General features: G+C 68.3%; 24 protein-coding genes and 2 pseudogenes. 14 read left to right on the top strand and 12 right to left on the bottom strand.

Going from position 1 to position 24,250, the window contains the following annotated elements; genetic code table 11:
- The coding region (locus O1R50_RS21900; RefSeq protein WP_270110841.1) for an integrase core domain-containing protein at positions 1 to 194 on the top strand (194 nt) is incomplete at its 5' end.
- Here O1R50_RS21900 and O1R50_RS21905 read toward each other — a convergent pair.
- Positions 191 to 550, bottom strand: a complete 360-nt coding sequence (locus O1R50_RS21905) for a helix-turn-helix domain-containing protein (RefSeq protein ID WP_270112356.1) — start codon at positions 548 to 550, stop codon at positions 191 to 193. The genes O1R50_RS21900 and O1R50_RS21905 overlap by 4 nt on opposite strands.
- A 110-nt stretch (positions 551 to 660) precedes the next feature.
- Between O1R50_RS21905 and O1R50_RS21910 the strand changes: the two genes are divergently transcribed.
- Both O1R50_RS21910 and O1R50_RS21915 read left to right on the top strand, forming a co-directional pair.
- Positions 661 to 996 (top strand): ArsR/SmtB family transcription factor, encoded by a 336-nt coding sequence (locus tag O1R50_RS21910; protein ID WP_270112357.1) that lies wholly within the window; start codon positions 661 to 663, stop codon positions 994 to 996.
- Positions 993 to 1,511, top strand: coding sequence for an SRPBCC domain-containing protein (locus tag O1R50_RS21915; protein WP_270112358.1), 519 nt, complete (start codon positions 993 to 995; stop codon positions 1,509 to 1,511). Before O1R50_RS21910 ends, O1R50_RS21915 begins: the two co-directional genes overlap by 4 nt.
- Before the next feature lie 110 nt (positions 1,512 to 1,621).
- Here O1R50_RS21915 and O1R50_RS21920 read toward each other — a convergent pair whose 3' ends face one another.
- Positions 1,622 to 2,770 carry a trypsin-like serine peptidase gene (locus O1R50_RS21920; RefSeq protein WP_270112359.1) on the bottom strand — a complete coding sequence of 383 codons (1,149 nt, stop codon included), beginning with the start codon at positions 2,768 to 2,770 and terminating at the stop codon, positions 1,622 to 1,624.
- Between the two features lie 225 nt (positions 2,771 to 2,995).
- Here O1R50_RS21920 and O1R50_RS26515 point away from each other — a divergent pair.
- A pseudogene (locus O1R50_RS26515) lies at positions 2,996 to 3,276 on the top strand (NmrA family NAD(P)-binding protein); the annotation flags it as partial.
- Positions 3,277 to 3,447: 171 nt separating this feature from the next.
- Here the strand turns inward: O1R50_RS26515 and O1R50_RS21925 are convergent.
- Positions 3,448 to 4,467: a fatty acid desaturase family protein gene (locus O1R50_RS21925; protein ID WP_270112360.1), complete on the bottom strand. Its 1,020-nt coding sequence runs from the start codon at positions 4,465 to 4,467 to the stop codon at positions 3,448 to 3,450.
- Between the two features lie 806 nt (positions 4,468 to 5,273).
- Between O1R50_RS21925 and O1R50_RS21930 the strand changes: the two genes are divergently transcribed.
- Together O1R50_RS21930 and O1R50_RS21935 are read left to right on the top strand one after the other, a co-directional pair.
- A complete protein-coding gene (locus O1R50_RS21930; protein ID WP_270112361.1) occupies positions 5,274 to 7,622 on the top strand; it encodes a WD40/YVTN/BNR-like repeat-containing protein in 2,349 nt (782 codons plus the stop codon).
- Between the two features lie 75 nt (positions 7,623 to 7,697).
- Complete coding sequence (locus O1R50_RS21935; protein ID WP_270112362.1) at positions 7,698 to 9,020, top strand: extracellular catalytic domain type 1 short-chain-length polyhydroxyalkanoate depolymerase; 1,323 nt, start codon at positions 7,698 to 7,700, stop codon at positions 9,018 to 9,020.
- A 163-nt stretch (positions 9,021 to 9,183) separates the two neighbouring features.
- Here the strand turns inward: O1R50_RS21935 and O1R50_RS21940 are convergent, their stop codons facing one another.
- The 3 genes from O1R50_RS21940 to O1R50_RS21950 form a co-directional block, all read right to left on the bottom strand.
- Positions 9,184 to 10,482: a DUF418 domain-containing protein gene (locus tag O1R50_RS21940; protein WP_408612785.1), complete on the bottom strand. Its 1,299-nt coding sequence runs from the start codon at positions 10,480 to 10,482 to the stop codon at positions 9,184 to 9,186.
- A 136-nt stretch (positions 10,483 to 10,618) separates the two neighbouring features.
- Positions 10,619 to 11,170 (bottom strand): GNAT family N-acetyltransferase, encoded by a 552-nt coding sequence (locus tag O1R50_RS21945; RefSeq protein ID WP_270112364.1) that lies wholly within the window; start codon positions 11,168 to 11,170, stop codon positions 10,619 to 10,621.
- 94 nt (positions 11,171 to 11,264) lie between these two features.
- Complete coding sequence (locus O1R50_RS21950) at positions 11,265 to 12,551, bottom strand: heparan-alpha-glucosaminide N-acetyltransferase domain-containing protein (protein WP_270112365.1); 1,287 nt, start codon at positions 12,549 to 12,551, stop codon at positions 11,265 to 11,267.
- A gap of 226 nt (positions 12,552 to 12,777) precedes the next feature.
- Between O1R50_RS21950 and O1R50_RS21955 the strand changes: the two genes are divergently transcribed.
- The 3 genes from O1R50_RS21955 to O1R50_RS21965 all read left to right on the top strand — a co-directional run bounded on the left by O1R50_RS21955 (position 12,778) and on the right by O1R50_RS21965 (position 15,254).
- Positions 12,778 to 13,437 (top strand): response regulator, encoded by a 660-nt coding sequence (locus tag O1R50_RS21955; RefSeq protein ID WP_270112366.1) that lies wholly within the window; start codon positions 12,778 to 12,780, stop codon positions 13,435 to 13,437.
- Positions 13,434 to 14,573, top strand: a complete 1,140-nt coding sequence (locus O1R50_RS21960) for a sensor histidine kinase (RefSeq protein WP_270112367.1) — start codon at positions 13,434 to 13,436, stop codon at positions 14,571 to 14,573. Before O1R50_RS21955 ends, O1R50_RS21960 begins: the two co-directional genes overlap by 4 nt.
- Positions 14,574 to 14,693: 120 nt before the next feature.
- Positions 14,694 to 15,254, top strand: coding sequence for a VOC family protein (locus O1R50_RS21965; RefSeq protein WP_270112368.1), 561 nt, complete (start codon positions 14,694 to 14,696; stop codon positions 15,252 to 15,254).
- 37 nt (positions 15,255 to 15,291) lie between these two features.
- Here the strand turns inward: O1R50_RS21965 and O1R50_RS21970 are convergent, their stop codons facing one another.
- From O1R50_RS21970 to O1R50_RS21985, 4 genes are all read right to left on the bottom strand, one after another.
- Positions 15,292 to 16,251, bottom strand: coding sequence for a helix-turn-helix transcriptional regulator (locus O1R50_RS21970; RefSeq protein ID WP_270112370.1), 960 nt, complete (start codon positions 16,249 to 16,251; stop codon positions 15,292 to 15,294).
- Between the two features lie 104 nt (positions 16,252 to 16,355).
- Positions 16,356 to 16,568 carry a helix-turn-helix domain-containing protein gene (locus O1R50_RS21975; RefSeq protein WP_270112371.1) on the bottom strand — a complete coding sequence of 71 codons (213 nt, stop codon included), beginning with the start codon at positions 16,566 to 16,568 and terminating at the stop codon, positions 16,356 to 16,358.
- Positions 16,568 to 17,083, bottom strand: a complete 516-nt coding sequence (locus O1R50_RS21980; RefSeq protein WP_270112372.1) for a DUF2975 domain-containing protein — start codon at positions 17,081 to 17,083, stop codon at positions 16,568 to 16,570. The genes O1R50_RS21975 and O1R50_RS21980 overlap by 1 nt, the downstream gene beginning before the upstream one ends.
- A 31-nt stretch (positions 17,084 to 17,114) precedes the next feature.
- Positions 17,115 to 17,414 (bottom strand): hypothetical protein, encoded by a 300-nt coding sequence (locus tag O1R50_RS21985; protein ID WP_270112373.1) that lies wholly within the window; start codon positions 17,412 to 17,414, stop codon positions 17,115 to 17,117.
- Between the two features lie 337 nt (positions 17,415 to 17,751).
- On the opposite strand from O1R50_RS21985, the gene O1R50_RS21990 reads away from it, so the two are divergent.
- On the top strand, positions 17,752 to 18,852 hold the full coding sequence (locus O1R50_RS21990) for a ricin-type beta-trefoil lectin domain protein (RefSeq protein ID WP_270112374.1): 1,101 nt from the start codon (positions 17,752 to 17,754) through the stop codon (positions 18,850 to 18,852).
- A gap of 54 nt (positions 18,853 to 18,906) precedes the next feature.
- Positions 18,907 to 19,011, top strand: a pseudogene (locus O1R50_RS21995) (carbohydrate-binding protein); the annotation flags it as partial.
- A gap of 406 nt (positions 19,012 to 19,417) precedes the next feature.
- Here the strand turns inward: O1R50_RS21995 and O1R50_RS26520 are convergent.
- Positions 19,418 to 19,801 (bottom strand): winged helix-turn-helix transcriptional regulator, encoded by a 384-nt coding sequence (locus O1R50_RS26520; protein WP_408612786.1) that lies wholly within the window; start codon positions 19,799 to 19,801, stop codon positions 19,418 to 19,420.
- Between the two features lie 20 nt (positions 19,802 to 19,821).
- Between O1R50_RS26520 and O1R50_RS22005 the strand changes: the two genes are divergently transcribed.
- Together O1R50_RS22005 and O1R50_RS22010 are read left to right on the top strand one after the other, a co-directional pair.
- Positions 19,822 to 20,397, top strand: coding sequence for a Rossmann-fold NAD(P)-binding domain-containing protein (locus tag O1R50_RS22005; protein ID WP_270112378.1), 576 nt, complete (start codon positions 19,822 to 19,824; stop codon positions 20,395 to 20,397).
- Between the two features lie 153 nt (positions 20,398 to 20,550).
- Entirely contained in the window at positions 20,551 to 21,012 is a 462-nt protein-coding gene (locus O1R50_RS22010; protein ID WP_270112379.1) for a MarR family winged helix-turn-helix transcriptional regulator, read from the top strand.
- A 57-nt stretch (positions 21,013 to 21,069) separates the two neighbouring features.
- Here the strand turns inward: O1R50_RS22010 and O1R50_RS22015 are convergent, their stop codons facing one another.
- Complete coding sequence (locus O1R50_RS22015; protein WP_270112380.1) at positions 21,070 to 21,450, bottom strand: VOC family protein; 381 nt, start codon at positions 21,448 to 21,450, stop codon at positions 21,070 to 21,072.
- A gap of 153 nt (positions 21,451 to 21,603) precedes the next feature.
- Here O1R50_RS22015 and O1R50_RS22020 point away from each other — a divergent pair, with 153 nt between their 5' ends.
- A complete protein-coding gene (locus O1R50_RS22020) occupies positions 21,604 to 24,177 on the top strand; it encodes an ATP-binding cassette domain-containing protein (protein ID WP_270112381.1) in 2,574 nt (857 codons plus the stop codon).
- Positions 24,178 to 24,250 lie beyond the last annotated feature (73 nt).

A 24,250-nucleotide genomic window follows, 5' to 3' on the forward strand; every position in this document is an offset into this window, starting at 1 on the left:
ACGGGAAAGTCGAACGGTTCCACCGCACCCTGACCGACGAATGGGCCTACGCCCGCCCCTACCGGTCAGAACACGAGCGACGAGCCGCCCTCCCGGCATGGCTGCACTGGTATAACCATCACCGCGGCCATACCGCACTCGGAGGCAACCCACCCGCCACCCGCGTTCCCAACCTCACGGGGCAATACAGCTAGGCCGCCAGCGCGTACGCCGAATCGCGGACGTAGGCGGCGACGGAAGCGGAGAACTGGAACGACTGCAGGCGTTCGGCCACTGCCACGGTGAGGTCGGTGAGGGTGAGTTCGAGGGCCCCGGCGACGGCGGCGATCATCTCGCTCGAGGGGTCCTTCATGCCGCGTTCGATCTCGGAGAGGTACTGCGGGGAGATCCCGGCGCGGCCGGCGGTCTCGGTGAGCTTCTCGCCGCGGTCGTGGCGCAGGTCGCGGAGGCATTCGCCGAGGGCGTCGCGCCAGAGCGGTTCGCCGTCGTGGGGGGCGCGGTCCGGCTTCGGGTCGGTGTCCTGGGGCAGCGCGGGTGCAGTCTCGGCCATGCCTCATCGTAGGTCCGGAGGGGGCCCGCGGACCAGGACGTTTCGCTGTGAGCGGATCGGGAACCGCCGATTCGTTGCGCTCGCCGCTCCGGCGAGCAATACTTAGCCTTATGGCAAAGTATTTGGAGGAGCTGGACGGATTGTTCGTGGCCCTCGCCGACCCGACCCGACGGGAGGTCGTGCGACGCCTCGGCCGCGGCCCCCAGAGCGTCGGCGACCTTGCCCGCGAGTTTCCGATCACCTTGCCTTCGTTCATGAAGCACGTGCGGACCCTCGAGGCGAACGGCCTCATCCGCACCACCAAGTCCGGCCGGGTGCGCACCTGCGCGCTCCGGCGCGAGCGCCTCGCGCTCGTCGACGGCTGGCTCGCCGAGCAGCGCCGGATCTGGGAGGAGCGCACCGACAGGCTCGAGCGCTTCGTGACGGAAACCGAGGAGGAGCGATGAATCCCGAACTCGACTCTGCCGCTTTCAACGCTGCAGCCGCTTTCAACCCTGCACTGGACCTGGGCCTGGAACGCGTCATCCGCGCACCGCGCGACCTGGTATGGCGCGCCTGGACCGACCCGGACCGCTTCGCGCGCTGGTGGATCCCGGCGCCGCTCGTCTGCCGCGTCGACCGGCTCGAGGCCCGGCCCGGCGGCGCGCTCGTCACCCGCATGAGCGAGGACGGCAGCGCGTTCGTCCCGCACCTCGACGGCTGCTTCCTCGTGGTCGAGGACCGGGTGCGGCTGGTCTTCACGAACGGGCTCGACAGCGACTGGCGCCCCGCGCGGCCCCAACCGGTGTCGATGACCGCCGAGATCATGCTGGCCGACCATCCGGACGGCACCGACTACCGCGTGCGGGTCCGCCACGGCGACCCGGAGTCGCGCGAACTGCACGAGGAGCTCGGCTTCGCCGAAGGCTGGAGCACGGTCACCGCCCAGCTCGCCGCCCTCACCGAAGCGGAGACCGGTTAGGCGGCCTCGACCGTCCCGCGACGGCCGCCGGCGATCAGCCCCGCCACGGGCAAGGAGAACGGGCGGCGGGTGATCCCGCCGCCCGTTTCCCGTCGAACCGTCTCATGGTCTTATCTGTAGTACGGCGCGATCAGCGGCCAGATCCGGTCCATTCGCGCCGCCTGGTTCGGGCAGCCCCCCAGGTGGTGCAGGCCCACGACTTCGCCGGTGTCTCGGCTGATCACAGGGGAGCCGGACGAGCCGCCCTCGGTGTCGCAGTAGTAGGACAGGTCGGTCCGCAGGCCGTTGCCGTTGGCGCCATTGTCGATGATCTTGCACAGCCGGATGGCGCCGCTCGGCCCGCCCCGGTCGCTGACGGCCGCGATCCGCAGCGGCCTGCCCCCCGGGTGCTCGGCGATGAACACCTTCTCGCCGGCGTAGGCGCGGTCGGTGTCCATCGGCAGGTGCGGCAGATGATCGATCTTCTCGTAGTCGGCTACGGTGAACAGCGTGAAGTCGTACTTGTAGTTCGTGGCGAGGACCTCCGCGCCCCGGACTTTGAGCGGGACGCGGGTCGCACCGCCCGAGCACTCGAGGCACCTGTACTTGAACTGGACCTCGGTGACCCGCGCTTCGGCGCTGGTGGTGAAGCAGTGGTTGTTGGTCATGAGGCGGTTGCCGTGGTCGGCGAGCCATGCGGTGCAGTAGGACTCGTCGTTGATGATGAGCCGGGCGACCGACCGGCCGGCGTCCCACACCTCGGGGTCGGACTCCCTGTAGCAGACGGCGTTCCTCGAGTCGTCCTTCCCGCAGATGCTCTCGGGACCGGCCTCCCGTTCGCTCGGGCGGGATGCCAGCTCGGCCTCGTTGAGCCCGCGCGAGTAAGCGGCCAGGTGCGCGGTCGCGGCCGTGCCGTCTTCGGCGTCGTGGAGCAGGACCTCGGCGGTGTCGCCCTCGATCGAGAGCGCCCGCAGCTCACCGGCCTCCACATCGGCCGCTCGGTACATGTAGGACTCCGCGCCGTCGGGGCTCGCGACGGTGAGCGTGTCGCCCGAGCCGAGCACCACCTCGTCGAAGCGGGTCTTGATGAACGCCGCGTCGCGGTGGCGCACGCGGTGGGCCTCTCCCGCCACGAGGTCCGCGTCGGCGGGCTCGACCTGCGCGATCTGGTTGGCCGCGTACCGCGGTTCGGTGTCGGGTTCGGCGATGGCGGCGGGCGCCCAGGTCACGGTGGCGACGGCCCCGAAGGCCGCTGCGACCAGGATTCGGCTCGTGTGCAAGTTCCCGGTTCCTCTCGGTGCATACCGACCGCGGTCCGGGGTTCCGGGCTGCGGAAGCAGGTGGAGATGCGGTCCTGAATGTAAAGGAGCCCGCCGCGCAATTCCGGCCGTTGGCGGGATTCGTTGCGGTACTGGCCATCCCGGCCGGGATGCCGACCGACCGGCGCGGCGGCCCGGGCGCGGCGGGGATACTGGCGGGTGGATGCGGAGGAAAGGGGCCGGAGCGTGGAACTCATCGCCGTCACCGGGGCAACGGGCCAGCTGGGTCGAGGGTGGCCCGGATGCTCGCCGATCGCGGTGTGCCGCAACGGCTCATCGTGCGCGACCGCTCCCGCGCGCCGGAACTGGACGGCGCCGAGGCCGCGGTCGCGTCCTTCGAGGACGAATCCGCGCTGCGCACCGCGCTCACCGGGGTGCGCACCCTGTTCCTGGTCTCCGCGCACGAGAGCCGGGACCGGATGCCCGAGCACCGCAGCGCCGTCCGCGCCGCCGTAGAGGCCGGGGTCCGGGGGCCAAAGCCGGGCCGCCGGGAGCCTGCTGCGCGGTCATTTCGGCCAGCGGCAGGGTCGTTGCGGCGGCCGGTCCACCGACTCGGGCGTGACCAGACGACGGGGATCCCCGCCCGGGCCATCAACCCGCCGTGGCCCCGGCAGGGCCGCGGTGCGGCGGGTGCGCCGTTAGCCCGATCGGAGCGGATGGCGCAGAGGTTCGCCGTTGCGGTGCAGCTGGGTCAGGGCCTCGCGCCAGGACTGGATGAGACCGGTCTCGGTGTAGGGGATGCCCTTTTCGGCGCAGAACTCGCGCACGATCGGCTGCGCCCGTCCCAGGTGCACCGACGGCATACCGGGGAACAGGTGATGCTCGATCTGGTAGTTCAGGCCGCCGAGCGCGACGTCGGTCAGCCAGCCGCCCTTGACATTCCGGGAAGTCAGCACCTGCTTGCGGAGATAGTCCAGCTCGGTCTCGCCGACGAGAGTCGGCATGCCTTTATGGTTGGGGGCGAACACCGAGCCCATGTAGAGGCCCCAGACCGCTTTGTGCACCAGGATGAACACGATCGCCCTGCCAGGCGAGAGCACGAGGAACACCGCCGAGAGATACGCGGCGAGGTGCACCGCGAGCAGTGCCGCCTCCACACCTCGGTGCCTCAGGCCCGGTTTGAGGACCGACCTGATGCCCGACCAGTTGAGGTTGAACCCCTCGAAGAGCAGCGCGGGGAAGAACAGCTGCGCCTCGTACTTGACGAAGAACCGGCTCATGCCCTGGGCCGCGCGCGCTTGGCGCTGCGACCACACGAACAAGCCCGGGGAGACGTCAGGGTCGAGATCTTCGTGGTTGGGATTGGCGTGGTGGCGGTTGTGCTTCTCGGTCCACCAGCCGTAGCCCATGCCGTTGGCGAGGTTGCCGGTGAACCAGCCGACCCGCTCGGACATGGTGCGGCTGCGGAAGACCTGGCGGTGCGCCAGATCGTGGCCGAGCAGCGCCACCTGGGCACTGACCAGGGCCAGGAACACTGCGGTGAACATCTGCAGCCAGGTGTCGCCGATGAGGACGAAACCCGCCCAGGAAGCGGCGAACACAGCGCCCACGAGCGCGAACCGGAGCGCATAGTATCGGGAGCGGCCGCGCATGAGTCCGGCAGCTCGGACCCTGCGCGAGAGCTCGGCGAAGTCGCTGCCGGCCTTCGGAGGCGGCACTCCTCCTGATGAGGCCGACTCTGATCGTCTCTCCGGCGAGTCGTTCAGATTGTTGAACGTCAGCTCGAAGGGCTCGCCCACGGCACGATCCTCTCCCCAGTCGTGCGCGCTCATCGGAACCGGTCGTCTTCACCATAACCACTGACGCGGAGTACTGCAGGAAGACTGGGACTGTCGCCCGCCAGCCGCTGCCGACGACTGCCATTCGCCACCAGGTGCCCGTGGCCGCTCCTGTACCCAATATCCGATTCTGCGGAGACTCGAGGTCGACGACGACGGGGAGGAGGGTTCCCCTTGCCGTGCCGACACCATTACTTTGTCAATTAAAGAAACCAACATCAGCCCATGAGTCGGAACGGGTGAGGATGGCAAGTCATGTGAGCGATCACATTCGATGTTCGCAAGCTCCACGGCGCAGTCTGACTGCCATCACGGCACTTACTTCGTTTCGTTAGTTGACAAAGTTGCCCGCAGGCCGTAGCGTACTTCGCGTCAGGTTAGGAATCTACATATCTCGATGCCTCAGTACCTCTTGTCCTTCGCCGAACTCCACGCTCCTGGCAAGGAGTCTTGACACGAACCCGACTCTTGGGCGGTAACGACTGCGCCTCGGCGCGATCGCCGCCGCCGTTGTCAGCATCCTCCCCGCAGGACCGCGCGGGGCCGCCAGCGCCCAAGGCCCAAGACCGCGCGGTCGACTACGACGTCACCAGCCAAGGGCTAGGCGACACCTGAACGAGCGGCATGGGGTTCCCATCGATCCCAGTGCCGCTTCGCGCCCTACATCCCAACCCAAGGAGAACAACGTGCAACGACGCACCTTCACCACCCTCAGCGCGGCCGCGTTCGTGGCCGGCGCCTTGCCCGCCCCGGCCTTCGCCCAGCAGGCCGCCGACACCTACGTCTGGAAGAACGCCGTCGTCAACGGCGGGGGCTTCGTGCCCGGCATCGTCTTCAACGAGACCGAGCCGAACCTGATCTATGCCCGCACTGACATCGGCGGCTGCTACCGCTGGCAGGAAGCCACGCGGACCTGGAAGCCCCTCCTCGACTGGGTCGGCCGCGACAAATGGGGCTGGTCCGGTGTCGTCTCCATGGCCACCGACCCCGTCGATCCGAACCGGGTCTACGCCGCGGTCGGCACCTACACCACCGACTGGGACCCCGACAACGGCGCCGTGCTCTACTCCGACAACCGCGGCGAGACCTGGGGCGTCGCCGAGCTGCCGTTCAAGCAGGGCGGCAACATGCCCGGGCGCGGCATGGGCGAACGCCTCGCCGTCCACCCTGCAAAGAACTACGAGCTGTACCTGGGCACCCCCTCGGGCAACGGACTGTGGCGCTCGCACGACTTCGGCCGCACCTGGGCCAAGGTCGGGAACTTCCCCAACCCGGGCAATTTCGTCGTCGATCCCTCGAACCCTTACTCCGCCGACAACCAGGGCGTGCTCTGGATCGAGTTCGACCAGATCGGCGGCAACATCTATGTGGGCGTGGCCGACCCGGCCGACCCGCTCTACGTCTCGAGGGACGGCGGCGCGACCTGGCAGCCCGTCCCCGGAGCCGCCGCAGCGCTCGGCAGCGTGGACGGCCACCGCACCATCCCGAAGCAGGCCGCAGTCGACAACACCAACGGCTACCTGTACGTCATCACCAGCCACGACCCCGGCCCCTACAACGGCGGGCCCTCCTCCGGCCGGGGCGGCAAGATCCAGCGGCTTTCGACGCTGACCGGCGCATGGACCGATGTCACCCCGCCCTACAACCCCGGCCGCCCGATCCCCGGTTTCGGCGGGGTCACCGTCGACCGCCAGAATCCCGGCACCCTCATGGCGTCCACGTGCAACAACTGGGGCCCCGACGAGGTCCTCTTCCGCTCCACCGACTCCGGCGCGACCTGGTCGCTCAGCTGGGACTACTCGGACGACGCCGGACGGGTCGACCGCTTCGACATGGACAACACCGGCACCCCGTGGCTGTCCTGGAACCGCCAGGACGACGGGGACACGTACGCGGTCAAGCACGGCTGGATGATCGAGGCGCTCGCGATCGACCCGCACGACTCCGACCGGATCATGTGGGGCACCGGCGCCACCATCTGGGGCACCGACGACCTGACGCAGTGGGACGCCCAAGGCGAACTGGTCCGCCGAGACGCGTCCGGTCAGCGGTCGGCCCTGCCGATCCAGAAGTTCACCGTCGGCGTCCGCGCCGAAGGCGTCGAGGAGACCGCGGTCCTCGACCTCGCAGCGCTCGGCGGGACGCTCGTCTCCGCATTCGGCGACATCGGCGGGTTCGTCCACACCGACCTCGGCCGGGCCGAGCCGATGATCCGCTCCGACTGGTCCACCGGTACCAGCGTCGACTTCGCCCATTGGAACCCGAACGTCATCGTCGGCACGGGCAACCCTCACGACAACGGGGTCGGCCATGTCGGCGTCTCGACCGACGGCGGCAGGACCTGGCGGGCCGCTTCGCCGCTGGCAGGTGTGCCGGGAGGCGGCCACGCCGGCGTCGTCGCGATCGCCGCCAACGCGTCCGTGATCCTCTGGTCGCCGAGCGACACCAGTGTCACGCCGGTCCGCAGCACCGACCTCGGCGCGAACTGGAGCCCCGTCCAAGGGCTCCCGGCCGGAGCGCTGATCCGCGCCGACCGGGTCGACTCGCCCATCGCGTACGCGTTCTCCGGCGGCAGGTTCTACCGCAGCACCAACGGGGGCGCGACGTTCACCGACACCGGGGCGTCCGGCCTGCCGGCCGGCGCCGTCGACTTCCGGGTCGTCCCCGGCCGCTGGGGCGACGTCTGGCTCGCCGGACGCGGCGACGAGAAGCAGGGTATCGGCGGAGGCATGTGGCACTCCCAGAACGGCGGCGCAACCTGGACGCGCATCAGCGCGATCGGCACGGCGCTGTCGGTCGGCTTCGGCAGGGCCGCCGTCGGATCCGGTTACCCGGCGGTCTACACCTCGGCGGAGATCGGCGGCAAGGCCGCCATCTACCGCTCGACGGACGCCGGCAGCAGCTGGCAGCGCATCAACGACGACGCCCACCAGTGGGCCTTCGCCGGGTCCGCCATCACCGGAGACCCCCAGATCTACGGCCGTGTCTACCTCACGACGAACGGCCGCGGACTGATCTACGGCGACATCGCCTAGATCCGGTTCCAGCGGCCCGAGGCGCCTCGTCCGGGCGCCTCTGGCCGCAGCAATCCCATCAAAAGGAAGGAAGCAATGTCTACAGTCATCCGACTGCGCCGCGGCGCGACGGCGATCTTCACGATCGCGCTCGTCGCGGCCTCCGCGCTGTTGGTCTTCATGGCCCCCAAGGCTGCGCACGCCGCGCAGCTGCAGCAGATCACGAGCTTCGGGAACAACCCCGGCAACCTCGAGATGTACCTGTACGTGCCGGACAACGTGGCTACGAACCCGGCGCTCGTGGTCGCCAACCACTATTGCACCGGCTCCGGCCCGGCCTACTACAGCGGCACCCAGTTCGACGAACTGGCGGAGCAGCACGGTTACATCATCGTCTACCCGTCGGTGACCCGCTCCAGCAAGTGCTTCGACGTCGCCTCGCAAGCCTCGCTCTCGGGCACCGGCGGCGACTCCGTCAGCATCAAGTCGATGGTCGACTATGTGCTCGCGAACTACGGAGCCGACCGGAACCGGATCTTCGCGACCGGCACCTCCTCCGGTGCGATGATGACCAACGTCCTGCTCGGCGTCTACCCGGAGGTCTTCAAGGCCGGGTCGGCCTACGCGGGCGTGCCCTTCACCTGCTTCGCCACCACCAACGGCTCGGAGTGGAACTCCGAGTGCTCCGAAGGCAGGATCGACCGCACCCCGCAGCAGTGGGGCGACGCCGTGCGAGGCGCCAACCCCGGCTACAACGGCCCCTGGCCGCGCATGCAGATCTGGCACGGCACCGAGGACGACGCGCTGTTCTACCCGAACTTCCGGGAGCAGATCGACCAGTGGACGAACGTCAACGGCACCGACCAGACCGCCGACTACACCGACACGCCGGAGCCGAACTGGACCCGGACCCGCTACGGCGGCACCGGCGGCCAGGCTCCCGTCGAGGCGATCAGCATGGCGGGCGTCGACCACGGCCTGCCGCACCGTGCCGCCGAGACGCTCCGCTTCTTCGGTCTGACCTCGACGGCCACCGGCGGCCAGATCGCCGGAGCGGCCTCGGGCCGGTGCCTGGACGTGCCCGGCTCGAACTCGACCAACGGGACCCAGCTCCAGCTGTGGGACTGCAACGGCGGCTCCAACCAGCAGTTCACCCGCACCTCCGCCGGTGAGCTCAAGGTTGGCGGCAAGTGTCTCGACGCCTATGGCTGGGGCACTGCCGAGGGCACCCAAGTGGTCATCTGGGACTGCACCGGCAGCAGCAACCAGCGCTGGACCGTGAACTCGAACGGATCGATCCGCAACGATTTCAACGGGCTCTGCCTGGATGCGATGGGCGGTACCGGCGCCAACGGCACCAAGATCATCCTCTGGTCCTGTCACGGCGGCACCAACCAGCAGTGGAACACCGTCCTCTAGGTGCTTGAGTATTGATGAAGCCTCCGGTTGAAACTGCTGTGTCGCAACACGATTCATCCGGAGGCTTCAATTGTCGCCTGGAGCCCTCGCCAGTAAGGGGCGCCGAACCGCACAGGTTCGGCGCCCCACTCCGTTTCGGACGGTAATCGTGCGATCTCCTGCCTCACTTGAGGTGCTTCGCCGGCTTGGTGGCGAGGTTGAGCAGGTACTCGAGCGGCCCGCGTTTGAAGAAGCGGGACCATATGGCGGCGAAGACGACCGCTCCGAGGATGAGCGTGAGCACCGGGACCCAGGAACCGCGGACGCCGCCACCCGGCAGGGAGAACGAGGACATGACGACGAAATGGCCGACATAGGCCGTCAGGGACATCGTGCCCACCGCGACGATCGGCGTCATCAGGCGGCGCAGGCGCGGCAGGCGGTCCATCAGGAAGGTCGCTCCCACGATCACCAGGATCGCGATGCCGACGCTGCCGACGATGTCGAACGTAGTGCCGCTGTGCGGCCCGGCGACGAACAGCTCGCGGACCGAAGGCCGGTAGTCGAACGACCCGCTGTCCATCGGCGGCTTCGACGAGCCCGACCAGGACTCCGAGCCCGAACCCGACCACGAGCCCGAGGATGACCCGTCCTCGGCCATGCTCCGCAGCGCGCCCTTGCCGGCCAGCAGCAGCGACAGGCCGTAGGCCACCGCCGTGAGCCCGGCGCCGAGGGCGGCGAGGCGGCGCTGATTGGCGGGGGCGGACAGGTCGACACGTCCCAGGGCCATGCCGGCCACCACGAACGCGATCCAGGGGATCGTCGGGTAGAAGCCGGTGAACAGCAGGTCGATCACGCCGACGCCGCTGAGCTTCTCCAGCGGGTCGTACGCGTCGACGGCCTGCTGGAAAGAGCCGCTCAGCAGCGGGCGCATGAGGAACGCCAGCTGCGGCCCGACTACCGCGAGCGCCGCCGCGGTGATCGCCAGCGTCTTCGCGCTCAGCTTGAGGAACATCATGGCGACGAGGAAGTAGACCCCGTAGAAGCCGATGATTATGACATCGCCGTAGAGCCTCGCCAGCAGGGTGCCGAAGGCGAGCAGGACGACGGCGCGGATCGCGATGCGCGCCTTCGCCTTTCGTCCGGCGAGGCCGATCTTGGGCTCCTTGCGTCCGGCGATGAGCATCAGCGAGAAGCCGGCGAGGGTGGCGAACAGGACCGACGAGTGACCGTCAGCCATGTAGCGGACCCAGCTGCCGACGCCGCTCGTGGTCGACAGCATCGGCCCGACGTGCACGATGTACATGCCGAACACGGCCAGCGCGCGGGCCAGGTCTACCCCGACAAGGCGTCCCATCGACGCGTCGCCCTTCGAAGGGGGAGCGGTCAAGGCGGGATCGTCGGGCTCGCCCGGAGTTCGAAGCGAGGGAGGTGCGTGCTCCTGCGGAGCCGCTTCCTCTTGCGGCGGTTGCGAATGTGTCATGTCTCCACTCTGTGGCGAGGGGACGGCGCGAACCACCCGGCAGGTCGCGTATCCGATTCGCCGATCGGCGGGAACTGGGACCCCGATCGGCGGGGCGGCCGGCACCCGACCGGAACGGGCCCGGCTTCCCACCGCCTCACGGCCGCATGGCCTTCTCGAACCTGAAGAACCCCTCCGGGCCCTCGCCATGGTCCTCGGCCGCTTCCTCTCCACGCGGGTCGTGGGGGTCGGGATGGTGCTCATTGAAGAACTCGACGATGTGGAACCCGCACTTGTTGACGTAGAAGTGGATGTTGCGCTGCTCGAAAAAGGGCGTCCCGGTCTCCCATACTCCGGTCTGCGGGTACGCGGCTTCGATCGCCTTCCACGCCGCGAGGCCGATGCCACGGCCATGATGCTCTGGGGCGATGTAGAAGAAATCCAGCGAGTTGCGGTGCGTCCGGTCGTCGATCTTCAGTACCGCGCCGCCGATCTTCGCTCCCTCGAGCAGCACGTGGTAAACGGCGGCCCCGGGCGCACGGCATGAGGCTTGGACGTCCTCATCGGGAGGCATCGGGACCTCCTCGCCGCCGATGCCGTACGCGGAGGCCGCTTCGGTGAACGCGCGCTGCAGTTCCCTCCGGAAGGCCGGGAGGTCGGCGTCGTCCGCGCGGGCGAGCGCGATGTCGTGAGCGGTTGCTTCGGTCATGTCGGTACTCCCTGCAAATTGTTAAGGGGCCGCTGGGCCGGAGCGGTTGCCCCGGCCCAGCGGCCTTCCTCGCGTCGGTCGTGCCGTGGCTGGATCAGCGGATCAGCTTGGCGGGGCTGGTCGCCCACTGCATGAGGTATTCGAGCGGTCCGCGCTTGAAGAACCGGGACCACACGAAGGCGAACGCGATGCCCACCACGCAGAACCAGCCCCACACCGCCAGTGCCGCAGTGACCGCGCCGCCGTCGCTGTTCGACGGGACGTGGTTGAGGGCCCACAGGTGGGCGACGTACAGGGTCAGGGACATCGCACCGGCCGCCGTGATCGGCGTCAGGAGCTTGAGGGCCAGAGTCGAGCGGTCGAGCAGCGTGACCGATCCGACGATGACCAGCATCGCGATGCCGATATTGCCCAGCAGCTCGAACGCGGTGCCCGAGTGCGGCGAGGCCGAGAGCAGGAACTGCAGCATGTCCGACGACCACGGATCGAACCCGCTCATCGAGTCCGACCAGGTGCCGGACGAGCCCGAGCCCATCGAAGACGACGCCATACCCGAACCGGAGGAGCCGGAGCCGCCGCCCATATCGCCTCCGGCGAACAGGACCTTCTGCAGCGCCCACGAGAGTCCGTAGCCGACCAGCGCCAGTCCGGCGCCGACCGAGGCCATGCCGAGGCGCACCGGCTTGGCGGACAGGTCGAGCTTGGCGATCGCCATGCCCGCGAAGAGGTACGCGAGCCAGGGGACGGCCGGGTAGAGGCCGGTGAACAGCAGTCGGCCGAGGCCGTCGGCGCCCATGCGGGTGATCGGGTCGTGCGCGTTGAGCGCGGAGACGAAGGCCGGCTGCGCCATGGAGATCCAGTAGAAGACCACGGAGCCGACGAGCGCGAACGCGGCCGAGAGGACCGCCAGCGTCTTGACGCCGCACCGCACGAACGGCAGCGCGAGCAGGAAGAACAGACCGTAGAACGCCAGGATGACGATGTCGGTGTGCAACCAGAGGGTCAGCGCCGTGCCGAGGGCGATCAACAGGACCGCCCGGATGACGATCTTCACGATCCGCTGCCGGCGCTCGAGCGCCGGCAGCGGTCGGCGTCCGCCCGCGAGCAGAACCAGCGACAGACCGGCCAGGATCGCGAACAGGGCCGACGAGCGGCCGTGCGGAATCTGCATGATCGTGTTGACCACGGGGTTCTTGAACTCCTGCATCGGTCCCACATGCGCGTAGAACATGCCGAAGATCGCCAGCGCGCGGGCCAGGTCGAGCCCGAGCACGCGGCCGAGCGCGCCGCCTCGCTGCGGTTTCGGTTCAGGCGGCGTCTCGCGGTCAGTGCGGACCAGCCGCAGCGTCCGCTCGCTCCGCACGGTGTCGGTGTCAGTCATGGACTCAGCTTGCGGGCGCGCAGGCGCACTTCCCATCCGGCGAAGGGCCGCCCCCCACCGCAGACGGCGGGAACCGCTCCCTCCTGCCGGGGACTCCTCGCCCGCCGACAGACCGAAGGACCCCCGCCGACCGGCGGAAATCGCCGCGGAACGGCCGCGACGGAAGCGCGACGAGGTCCGGCCGTGCTACGAATCGATCCGTGGAACCGACAAGCGAGGAGCGGCCGTGATCCGGGTACTGATAGTCGACGACGAGGCGCTGATCCGCAGCGGCATCGAGCTCATCCTCAGCGCCGCACCGGACATCGAGGTCGTCGGCGCGGTCACCGGCGCCCGCGCGGTGGCCGAAGCCGAACGCCTGCACCCCGACATCGTCCTGCTCGACATCCGTATGCCTGATGTGGACGGTCTGACCGTGCTCGACCGCATGCTCTCGAAGCCTTCGCCGCCCGTGGTCGCCATGCTCACCACCTTCGACAACGACGAGTACGTGACCGCCGCCCTCCACCGGGGCGCGGCCGGGTTCCTGCTCAAGGACACCGCCCCCGATCACTTGGCCCTGCAGGTGCGCACCCTCGCCGCCCGCGGCGTGGCCCTCTCCCCCAAAGTCACCTCCACCGTCGTCGACGGCTACCTCGCATCGGCCCGCAGACAGCCCGCCGACACCGGTCTCATCGGCACCTTGACCGACCGGGAGCGGGCCGTACTCGTGCACCTCGCCGACGGACTGTCCAACGCCGACATCGCCGCCCGCCTCTACCTCGGCGTCGGCACCGTCAAAGACCACGTCTCGGCGATCCTCGGCAAACTCCAGGTCGCGAACCGGGTCCAGGCCGCGCTCCTGGCCGAACGCGCGGGCCTGCTCGACAAAGGCGAGCAGCGATGAGCTCGGTCGCGGCCCGCCTGGCGGCCTGGTGGCACTCGGGCTCACGCTGGCCCGCCGTACTCCTCGACGCGGCCCTCATCGCCGTGGCCGGGGCCGACCTGTGGTTCAACCGCATGCCCGGGAACTGGTGGGACGACGCCGTGCTCGTGGCCGGGGTGCTCGCTCTGGCGGCGCGTCGCCGGTTCCCGTTGGCGGTCTTCATCGCCACGCTGCCGATGCCGCTGCTCATGGGCCAGTCGGCGGCGTCGCTCATCGCGCTGTTCACGGTCGCGTGCTCGACGCGAAACCGCTGGCTGCTGAGCGCGTGTGCCCTGGTGTACGCGGCATTGACGATCGCCCCGTGGTGGGGCGGCAGCGACATCCTGTCCGAATCGGCATGGCCGGTGTGGGGTGTGTACTCGCTGGCCCCCGCGGGCGCGGCGGTGCTCTTGGGCCAGCTGGTGCAGACCAAGGCCGAGCTGTCGCGGCGACTGGAGGAGATCAGCGAGGTCCGCGAGCACGAGCAGGCGCTGGCGACGCAGAAGGTACTGGCGCAGGAGCGCGCCCACTTGGCCCGGGAGATGCACGATGTCGTGTCGCATCAGGTGAGCCTGATCGCGGTGCGGGCCGGAGCACTGCAGGTGAGTACCGAGGAAGCGGCCTCGAAGGAGGCCGCCGACACGATCCGGACGCTCGCGGCGCGCACGCTGGATGAGTTGCGGTACATGGTGAGCGTGCTGCGCGCCGGAGGGGGCGCGGGCAACGGCCTTGCCCCGCAGCCCACACTCGACCAGTTGGGCGAACTGGTCGACAATGCCGGTATGGGGGCCGAGCTGGAGAAGGGACCGCTGCCGGAGCTCAGCCCACCGGTGCAGCGGGCGATCTACCGGACCGTGCAGGAGGCGCTGACGAACGCCCGCAAGCACGCCCCCGGCGCCGCGGTCGGCGTCCAGCTCACTCAAGACGACGGTGCCGTACTGGCCGAGGTGGTCAACACTGCACCGAAACGACCGGCGGTGCCGCTGCCGAGCGCGAAGCACGGACTGATCGGCCTCAAGCAGCGCGCGGAACTGCTGGGAGGAGCATTCGAAGCAGGGCCGACGAACACAGGAGGCTGGCGGGTCGCGCTGCGGGTGCCGCTGAAGTCGATGAGCTGAGCATCTGGAGTCTTCTCTTTCGACCACTCATGTCCTCGTGTCGACTGTGAATGCGGACAGAAGCCGACCTGGTTCACGATGATCATGGGGGGTGTCAGACACCGTTTGAAAGGACCCGTCATGACTGCATCGCCTCCCGTCCCGGCCGGATCGAACACCGTGAACCCGTTCATCCTGGCCGACGGCGCCGCCGCCCTGATCGACTTCCTCGCCGGAGTCTTCGAGGCGGAAGACGTCCCCGAAGCCCGCACGCTCGACACCGACGGCCTCCTCCTGCACGCCGAGCTGCGCATCGGCGATTCACTGCTCACCGTCGCCGACCGCAAACCGCACTGGCCGTTCACACCTGCGCTCATCCGCGTCTACGTCGACGACGTGGATGCGGTGCTCGCGCGTGCAGAGAAACTCGGCGGGAGGATCCTCACGCGTCCGACCGACTTCTTCGGCGACACGCTCGCGCGGTTCCAGGACCCGGCGGCGAACCTCTGGTGGGTGTATCAGCACAACCCGGACGCCGTCCAGGACTGGTCGCAGACTCCGGAATCGGACGAGGCGGCAGGAGCGTGGCAGGCTGACGGGGCCGAGGACTGGAGCAGCTTCACCACGCCCGAGCTCGAGTACATCCATTCCAGCCTGGACGAGGCCCTGACCGGCCTCACCGACCCCAGGAAGGCCGGCTAGCGCACGTCGCCGACGCTGGACCGGTGGCCTCGCAAGGTCACCGGTCCAGCGCCGTGAGCATGTGCTGCAACATCTTCCGCATCTCGTCCCGGTCGGCATCGGCGAGTTCCACCCGATACGGGGTCCCCGCCGGCAGCCACGAGAGGCCGTAGGCGATGTCTCGCACGCTCGCACTGCCCACTGGCCAGCGCGTCCGCTCCGAGCCATCGGCTTCCGCGCCTTGTGCCCACTCGCCGAAGGCGGCCTTGAACGCCCCGATCGGCATGTCGAGGACCGCCGTCGCGTCCTGTGCGTGGGGCCTCCAGGTCCGCGCGACGGTGACCAGCGCATCCACTCGCTCGGGTGCCAGGGCGCGCGGTGCGAACGCGACGCGCAGCGGCTCGACGTCCCGCACGCGGTCGACGCGGAAGGTCCGCCAGTCGGCGCGATCGAGGTCCCAGCACACGAGGTACCAGTCTCCGCCGATCGGGACGAGCGAGTGGGGCTCGACGCGGCGCTCCTGCCGCTCGCCGCCGGCGGGCGTGTAGCCGATCCGCACCCGCTCGCGATCGCGGCATGCCAGCGCCAGATCGGTGAGCACCTCCGATGAAACGCCGCTACTCCCGGGCGCGTGCTGGAGCGGTGGAGCCAGGGCGCTCACTCGGCGGCGCAGCCGTGCCGGGAGCACCTGCTCGAGTTTGGCGAGGACCGACAGCGCGAATTCGGCGCCGCGGCGCATGCGGCCCGCCGCCACCAGGCGCAGACCGATCGCGATCGCGACCGCCTCCTCATCGGACAGGAGCAGCGGCGGCAGCGATGCTCCCGCCGCGAGGCGGTAGCCGCCATGCACGCCTGCGGTGGAGTCGATCCTGTACCCCAGTTCGCGCAGCCGCTCCATGTCCCTTCGTACGGTCCGAACCGTGACGCCGAGGCGCTGGGCGAGTTCGGGTGCGGACCAGTGGCGATGCGACTGCAGCAGGTTGAGGAGCAGGAGCGCGCGGCCAGTCGTATCGGACATGGCCCGATTCTGCCTCGGAACAGTGACAGTTCCCGTCCTCATTCGCTCCTACGCTGGCCGGGCTGGTCCTCGCGGCCGTACGCGGAGCGACTGGGCCTTCCTGCTCACTTGTCGTCTGGGACCCAGCGGAGCACGTCGCCGGGCTGGCAGCCGAGGACACGGCAGATCGACTCAAGGGTTGAGAACCGCACGGCCTTCGCGCGGCCGTTCTTCAGGACCGCGACGTTGGCGAGGCTGATCCCCACCGCCTCGGCGAACTCGCCCACGGACATGCCGCGCTCGGCGAGGAGCACGTCGATGTCGACCGCGATGGACATCAGATGACCTCGGCCATCTCGGACTTCAACTCGGTGGCCTTGCGCAGCAGGCCCCGCATGATGACCATGAGCATCGCAAATGAGAGCCCAAGACCGACGCAGATGATCGCGCCACCCCAGACGCTCAGGGCGCTCATGGTGTCCTCGCGGCTGTAGGGCACGACATCGAATGTGAGGTGCACGGTGACGCCGAATGCGAGCAGGGTGGCCCCGAGGGCGGCACCGATGATCGTGTCGAGCCATCGGAAGGCGCGGTCGGAGAAGATCGCGCCGTTCTGGATCATGGAGAGCAGGCGCCAGAGCGCGAACAGGGCGACTTGGACGCATGCGATGCCGAGGATCGCGACAACCGTGTAGGCCACGACATACGGGTGGAGTTCGTTGTAGGAGCCCCAGAACGAGTCCGTTACCGCTTCGAGGACGGCGTTGGGGACCACCACGACCTGGCCGAACAGGCCGACGAGGAACGCTGCGGCGAGAGCCAGGCGGAGCATCAGGGTGAAGAACTTGTTCATATACCGATTCTCGATTGATTTCGATCGAAAGTCAATAGATTACGATCGAAAATCGATATGTATCTACGGTGGCGGTTCTTGGTGGATCGTCGGCACGCACGGGGCGGTCGCCGATCCTCCGGTTCGCGACCGGCTTGTCCTGTTCGACCTGCTCGTCGTAGGCGGCCCCGGCGATGTTGACGCTGGAGGGCCAGAACCCGTAGAAGTGGACGGTCGCGGCGATCCTTGGGTCGTCCAGCGAGTCGATCTCGAAATCAAATTTTGTCGATACAGCGATCTTCGACACCGACTGTCTGCCTCCTGTCGCGGCACGATCGCTGCCGGAGATCACTTGCAGGCCTTCGGGAAACTGCCGTGAAGGCGACACTCGAAGCGGCAATTTAACGCTAGGTGTACCAACAAACCTCCGTCGAGCCATTGACTACACATAGAGATCTCTCTATAGTTCGAATCGCCGGAAGAATCATCAGATGTTTCGGAACTGGGTTGCGATATGTGAGCGGTAACTGCCTTATCGGCCGGGTCTGCTGACCCTGCACCGCTAGCGGCACACGACGCAGGTCCGGCTCGGGTGTTCTGAGGTAACGGGCGGTCTTGGTGCGAGACCGAGCCCGGATCCCTACGGCCACCTGGAACGGAAACGATCCTACGAATTCAAGGAACAAGAGATGCGAACAAGAGCAAGGTGGCTCGGACCGATCGTGGCGCTCGGTCTCATAGCGGGCATGGTGATGACGCCGATCGATACCGCCAGCGCGGAGTCGAACGGCGGGGTACGGATCATGCCGTTGGGTGACTCCATCACCGAGGGCACCGCCACGCCGGGCGGGTACCGGATCGGTCTGTGGCAGCACCTCGCCAACGGCGGGTACACCACGGACTTCGTCGGGTCGCAGTTCAACGGGCCGGGAAGTCTCGGCGACCACGATCACGAAGGCCACCCTGGCTGGCGTATCGACCAGATCGACGCGAACATCGTCGGCTGGCTGAACACCTACCAGCCGCAGACCGTGCTGCTGCACATCGGCACCAACGACATCCTGCAGAACCACGACGTCTCTAACGCCCCGAACCGGCTGTCCGCACTGATCGACCGCATCACCACGACGGCGCCGAACGCCGAGGTGTTCGTCGCGCAGATCACTCCGCTCGGGTGGCCCGAGGGGGACGCGGCGGTGAACAGCTTCAACGCGGCGATCCCCGGCATCGTGCAGAGCAAGGTGAACGCCGGCAAGAACGTGCACCTGGTCGACATGCACAGCGCTCTGACCGCCGCCGACCTGGACGACGGCGTCCACCCGACCGCCGCCGGATACGACAAGATGGCCGCGGTATGGTACGCCGCATTGCGATCGGTACCCGGCAGCATCGGCTCAGCGGACGGCACCGAGATCGTGGGTGCCCAGTCCGGTCGCTGCCTCGAGGTCACCGGGATCGGCACCGCCAACGGTACCGACGTGCAGTTGTGGGACTGCTGGGGCGGCTCCAACCAGCAGTGGACCTACACCGCCGGCAAGCAGCTCGTGGTGTACGGCAACAAGTGTTTGGACGCCGTCGGTCAGGGCACCAGCAACGGCACCGCGGTCGTGATCTGGGACTGCAACGGACAACCCAACCAACAGTGGAACGTCAACGCCGACGGCACGATCACCGGGGTGCAGTCCGGCCTGTGCCTGGACGCCTCTGGCTGGGGCACCAGTAACGGCACGAAGGTCAAGCTCTGGACCTGCGGCGGCGGACAGGCCAACCAGCAATGGACCAGACGGTAACTACGGCGTGCCGGCTCGCAGTTGGTTAAGCACGACAAGGACGGCGACGTTGCCACCTGCCCGGTCAGCGGCGCGACCGGCACCCGCGACCTGTACCTGAATTTCACCGGGGGCAGCGGTTTCCTGTTCAATGTGGACTGGTGGCAGTTCGCGGTGTAGCGCGAGAGCAACGGGCCTCCCACAAGGGAGGCCCGTTCATTCATGCACGGCGGTGAGGGTGCGCCGGCGGGTAAGACTCCGCTCGTTAGACCAAGGACCAGTTCTGCTCGACGAGCCGTTGCAGGTCGCCAGGACTGGACTGACCTCGATGCCGCAGAGGCCGACCAATTCTCGGGACAACCTTGAGGACCACCAGCGCGATGTTGGCTAAGGATTGATTGCCCAGAGGGCTTCTCGCCCGCAATTACCCTTGGAACGGCAAAAATCGGTCATCAACCTGATGACCGCTCTTCTAGTCAATATCCGATTCTGTGGAGGTACTGAACGCTTATCCGCACGCATTTTCGCTGGTCAAAGCGTTGCGGTCTGACCTGGCGAACCATGCGAAACCCGACGCCCGGAAGTACTACGAGGCCATGTCCTCCGGCGACATCCCGACCGCTACCGGCCTGTTCGCCGCCGACATCAAGTGGCACCAGCCCGGCGGCCACCGCTTCGCCGGACTCAAGGACGGCGCCGTGGCCGTCGGCGAGATGATCGGCGCCCAGATGGCCCTCACCGGCGGGACCTTCGGGCTGAAGTTCACCGGGAACTGGCGCAGCCGCCGCGTGAGTGTGTGCGGGCTGATGCCCGGCAATGCGGCGCGCAGTTCGGTGAAACGCCTCGGGCCGTTGAGGAGTTCACGCACGATGAGCGTCGCCCAAGGGCCTTCGAGCAGGGTCAGGAACCGGGCGACACCGCATTCGGTTCGTCCACCTGCCGGTCGCCGACCAGCCGACCCGTGAGGCATACGCCAACATCATCAGCGCGTTGATCGAGTCGCGCCCCGCGCGGGTGGTGTACTCCACCAGCGGCTTTCCCGCAGACGCGGACCCGATGGCGGCCGCGCTCGGCGAGAGCGGCCTGGCGCACGCGGTGGTCGCACCCCGCTACTACCTGGAGAACCTGCTGCTGCCGGTCGTTCAGGAAGGCATTCGTGCCGAGGGCGTACTGCGCTACCCGCTCGCGGACGGCTTCGCCGCCTCGTGGAGCTCGCACCTAGACGTGGCCGACGCGGTTGCGGGGCTGTTCGACCTGCCCGAGGTGACCGGTGTCGTCGAGGTCGGCCAGTACCCGGCCGTCACCGGCAAGGACCTTGCTGCGGGCTTCGCCGCCGCCTGCGGCCGCGAGGTCGTCTACGAGCCGATCACGCCGGCGAGGTTCGGTGACCTCCTGGCTCCGCTCATGGGCACCGAGGCCGCTGCTGTGGTCCGCAGCGGCTACGAGAGCGTCGCAGCACTCCCACATAACGCGATCGGCGAGGAGTGCTCGGCGCAGCAGCTCCTGGGCCTCACCCCGCGCACCACGCCCCAGTGGCTGACCGATCTCGGCATGGCCGGGCACTGATCGAGCTCAGTCGGGGCGGCCCGGGCGGGCCGCCCCGCGCCCGCGTTGCCCAGGCCGCAGGATGCGGCCTGGTGCACAGGTCTTCGACGAGGTGCGGGCACAGCGCCGGTACGATATAGCTGTCCGTGAAGATAATTCCCAGGAAGCGATGTCGTGCCTGATCTCAAGTCGTTCTTCCATGAGCTCGTCTACTACCAGGTCGAGCTGTGGGAGGCCATGGACGCCCTCCTGCAGGAGGAATGCGGACTGCCGCTCACCTGGTTCGAGATCATGGACCTGCTCCAGCGCCGCTCGGCCGCGCGGGTGCAGGACATCGCTGCGGCCTTCTCCATCTCCGTGGGCGGCACCAGCAAAGTCGTCGACAAGCTCGAAGCGGGCGGCTTGTGCCGCCGCATGCCGAACCCCGCCGACCGCCGCTCCTCGCTCATCGAACTCACCGACCATGGAAGAGCGAGCCTGGAACGAGCCAACGAGATCTTCAACCGCGAGCTCGCCTCGAGGATCGGATCGGTGGCGTCAGAGCAGGACCTCGACCAAATGCTCGCGACCCTCAGCCGGCTTAGGGACGCCGGGCGCGCACTCGGGGCCGACCACATCACCGAACGCGCCGCTTGAACGCGCAACGGCCCCCGACACCCCACTGGTGCCAGGAGCCGTTCGCCTGCTCGGCGCTTACTGCGGGGGCGGGGAGAAGACGCCGAAGTGGTTGCCCGCGGTGTCGCGCAGTCGGCCGAACGTGATCCCGGAGGCGTCGGTGACCGGCTCCATCGCAACTTCGGCGCCGAGATCCTTGGCCTTGGCGACCGCGGCGGCCACGTCCGGGACGAGGATGTAGAAGACCGCGTAGTCGCTGAAGCGACCGCCCGACTCGAAGATGCCACCCGACGACGGCTGACCGGGCGCGGTGGTGATCTCGTGGTAGTTGACTCCGGGCAGATCCGTGTTGAGCTTGAACTGCCAGCCGAAAAGCTCGCCGTAGAACTCCTTGATCTTGTCGGGCTGATCGGTGCCGAACTCGAACCAGCCGACCGAGCCCATGGCAGGTGCACCCATGACGCTTCCTCCTTCTCGCGATCCGTCGGACCGCGGACGCGGCCCGACTGCGTGAGCCTAACCCAAGTGCATTCCAAGGAATATACTTCTGTGGAATACTTCTCATCATGGGGTAGGGCCGCTGCGATGGCGCCCGAACGTGGAGAGCATGGCATGGAACCTGATGACATCGAGGCGAAAAGGCTGATCCGACGGCGGACGCGAACGGCGGCTCCGCCCGCTTCACCGGCTGACGCGAACGGCCAGCCGGTGCGGATCCAAGTCCGCGGCGCGCGGGTGCACAACCTGCGGAACATCGACGTCGACATCCCGCTGCGCCAGCTCGTCGCCATCGCAGGCGTCTCCGGCTCAGGCAAGTCCTCCCTCGCGCTCGGCGTGCTGTATGCCGAAGGGTCGCGCCGGTACCTCGAAGCCCTGTCGACCTACACCCGCAGGCGGCTCGCGCAGGCCCCGCGGGCCGACGTCGACGGTGTCCAGCACGTCCCGGCAGCGCTCGCCTTGCGCCAGCGCCCCGGGCTCCCTTCGATCCGCAGCACGTTCGGGACCTCGACCGAACTGCTCAACTACCTGCGGCTCATGTACTCGCGGCTCGGCGCGCACCTGTGCCCCAACGGGCACCGGCAGGCACCGACCATCGACGTCGCGCTCAACATGGACCTGACCTGCCCCGAATGCGGAGCGGTGTTCTACCCGCCCGGGGCCGAGACGTTCGCGTTCAACTCCGACGGCGCCTGCCCGCGCTGCGAAGGCACCGGGGTGGTCCGCGAAGTCGACGAGGCCGCGCTCGTCCCCGACCCTGCGAAGTCGATCGACGAGGGCGCGGTCGCGCCGTGGTCGATGTTCGGACTGACCGTCATGCCCCAGGTGGTGGCCGAGCTCGGCGTGCGCACCGACGTTCCCTACTCGGAACTGGACGCCGCCGAGCGGGAGACGGTGATGAACGGTCCCGAGGTCAAGCGGGAGATCCGCGTGCCCTCCAAGAACGGCAAGCTGTTCGACCTTAACTTCACCTACCGCAACGCCCGCCGCTCCGTCGAGGAGGCGGTCAGGAACGCCGCCAGCGAGAAAGGCCTGGCGAGAGTCAATCGCTTCCTGTCCGTCCAGACCTGCCCCGACTGCGGCGGCACCCGGCTGAGCCCGGCCGCTCGATCCACCACCGTCGACGGCATCGACCTCGCTGAGGCCACCGCCAAGACCCTCGGTGAGCTCATGGAGTGGGTGCCGAAGGTCGTCGAGGAGCTGGCGCCCGACATGGCACGCATGGGCCGCGAGATCACCGCCCAGTTCATGGAGATCGCCCGACGACTGACCGGGCTCGGCCTGTCCTACCTCAGCCTCGACCGGGCCAGCTCGACGCTCTCCACCGGGGAACGCCAACGCGTCCAACTCACCCGGGCCGTCCGCAACGAGACCACCGGCGTGCTCTACGTCCTCGACGAGCCCTCGATCGGCCTGCACCCCTCGAACATCGACGGCCTGGTCGCCGTCATGCGCGACCTGCTCACCGACGGGAACTCCGTGATCCTGGTCGACCACGACGTCCAGATCCTGCGCGAGGCCGACTGGTTCATCGAGATCGGGCCAGGCTCGGGCAGCCAAGGCGGCACGGTGCTCGCCACCGGCGACGCCTCCCAGATCGCCGCACACCCCGAATCGCTCATCGGACCGTTCCTCGCCGGCCGCGAACGCATCCAGGCCCGGGCCCGCTCCAGCAGCGAAGCCCTGTTCGACGTCGGCCGCATCCGCTTGTCGACCCGGCCGCTGCACACCGTGCACGCCCTCGACCTCGAGATCCCGGCCGGGCGCCTCACCGCGGTCACCGGCGTCTCCGGATCGGGCAAGACCACGCTCATCCTTGAAAGCCTCATCCCCGCCCTGCAGGCGCGCATCGCCGGGACACCGCTGCCCGGCCATGTCGCCGCACCCGATGCGGGCCCCGTCAAGCGTGTCGACGCTGTCGACAGCTCACCGATCGGCGCCAACGTCCGCTCCACCGTCGCCACCTACAGCGGCATCCTCGACCACCTGCGCCGCGCCTGGGCCGCCACCCCGGCAGCAAAGGCTGACGATCTCGATGCGGGTGACTTCTCCTACAACACGGGCTCACTGCGCTGCCCGCGCTGCGAAGGCACTGGCGAGGTCTCACTCGACGTCCAGTTCCTGCCCGACGTCGACATCGTCTGCCCCGCATGCCAAGGCTCGCGCTACGCACCCGAAGCCGACAAGTACCAACGGAACGGCCTCACCCTCCCCGGACTGCTCACCATCACCGCCTCGCAAGCGCTCGAGCAGATCAGCGACCTCGGCCGCGTCAGGACCAGACTCCTGACCCTCATCGATCTCGGCTTGGGCTACCTCACTCTTGGCGAGGCCACGCCCGCCCTCTCCGGCGGTGAGGCCCAACGGCTCAAACTCGCCTCCGAACTCGGCCGCGACCAGAGCGAGACCCTGTTCGTCTTCGACGAGCCCTCGATCGGCCTCCACCCGCTCGACGTCCGGACGCTGCTCGGGGTCCTCCAGCGCCTGATCGACAACGGCGCCACCGTCATCGTCATCGAACACGACCTCGACATCATCGCCAACGCTGACTACATTGTCGACATGGGGCCCGGCGGCGGCAGCGAAGGCGGCACCATCACCGCCACTGGGACCCCGGACGAGATCCGCTCTGTCACCGGGAGTGTCACCGGCCAATATCTCGACCACCACCTCAAACACGGCGGATGACCTTATGGCAGTACTCCTGGCCCGCGCGGGTGGCACAACGGATAGCGGCGCATTCGGGCCGATGCGAACGTGT

This window comes from Glycomyces luteolus (assembly GCF_027622875.1).
Classification (GTDB): domain Bacteria; phylum Actinomycetota; class Actinomycetes; order Mycobacteriales; family Micromonosporaceae; genus Glycomyces; species Glycomyces luteolus.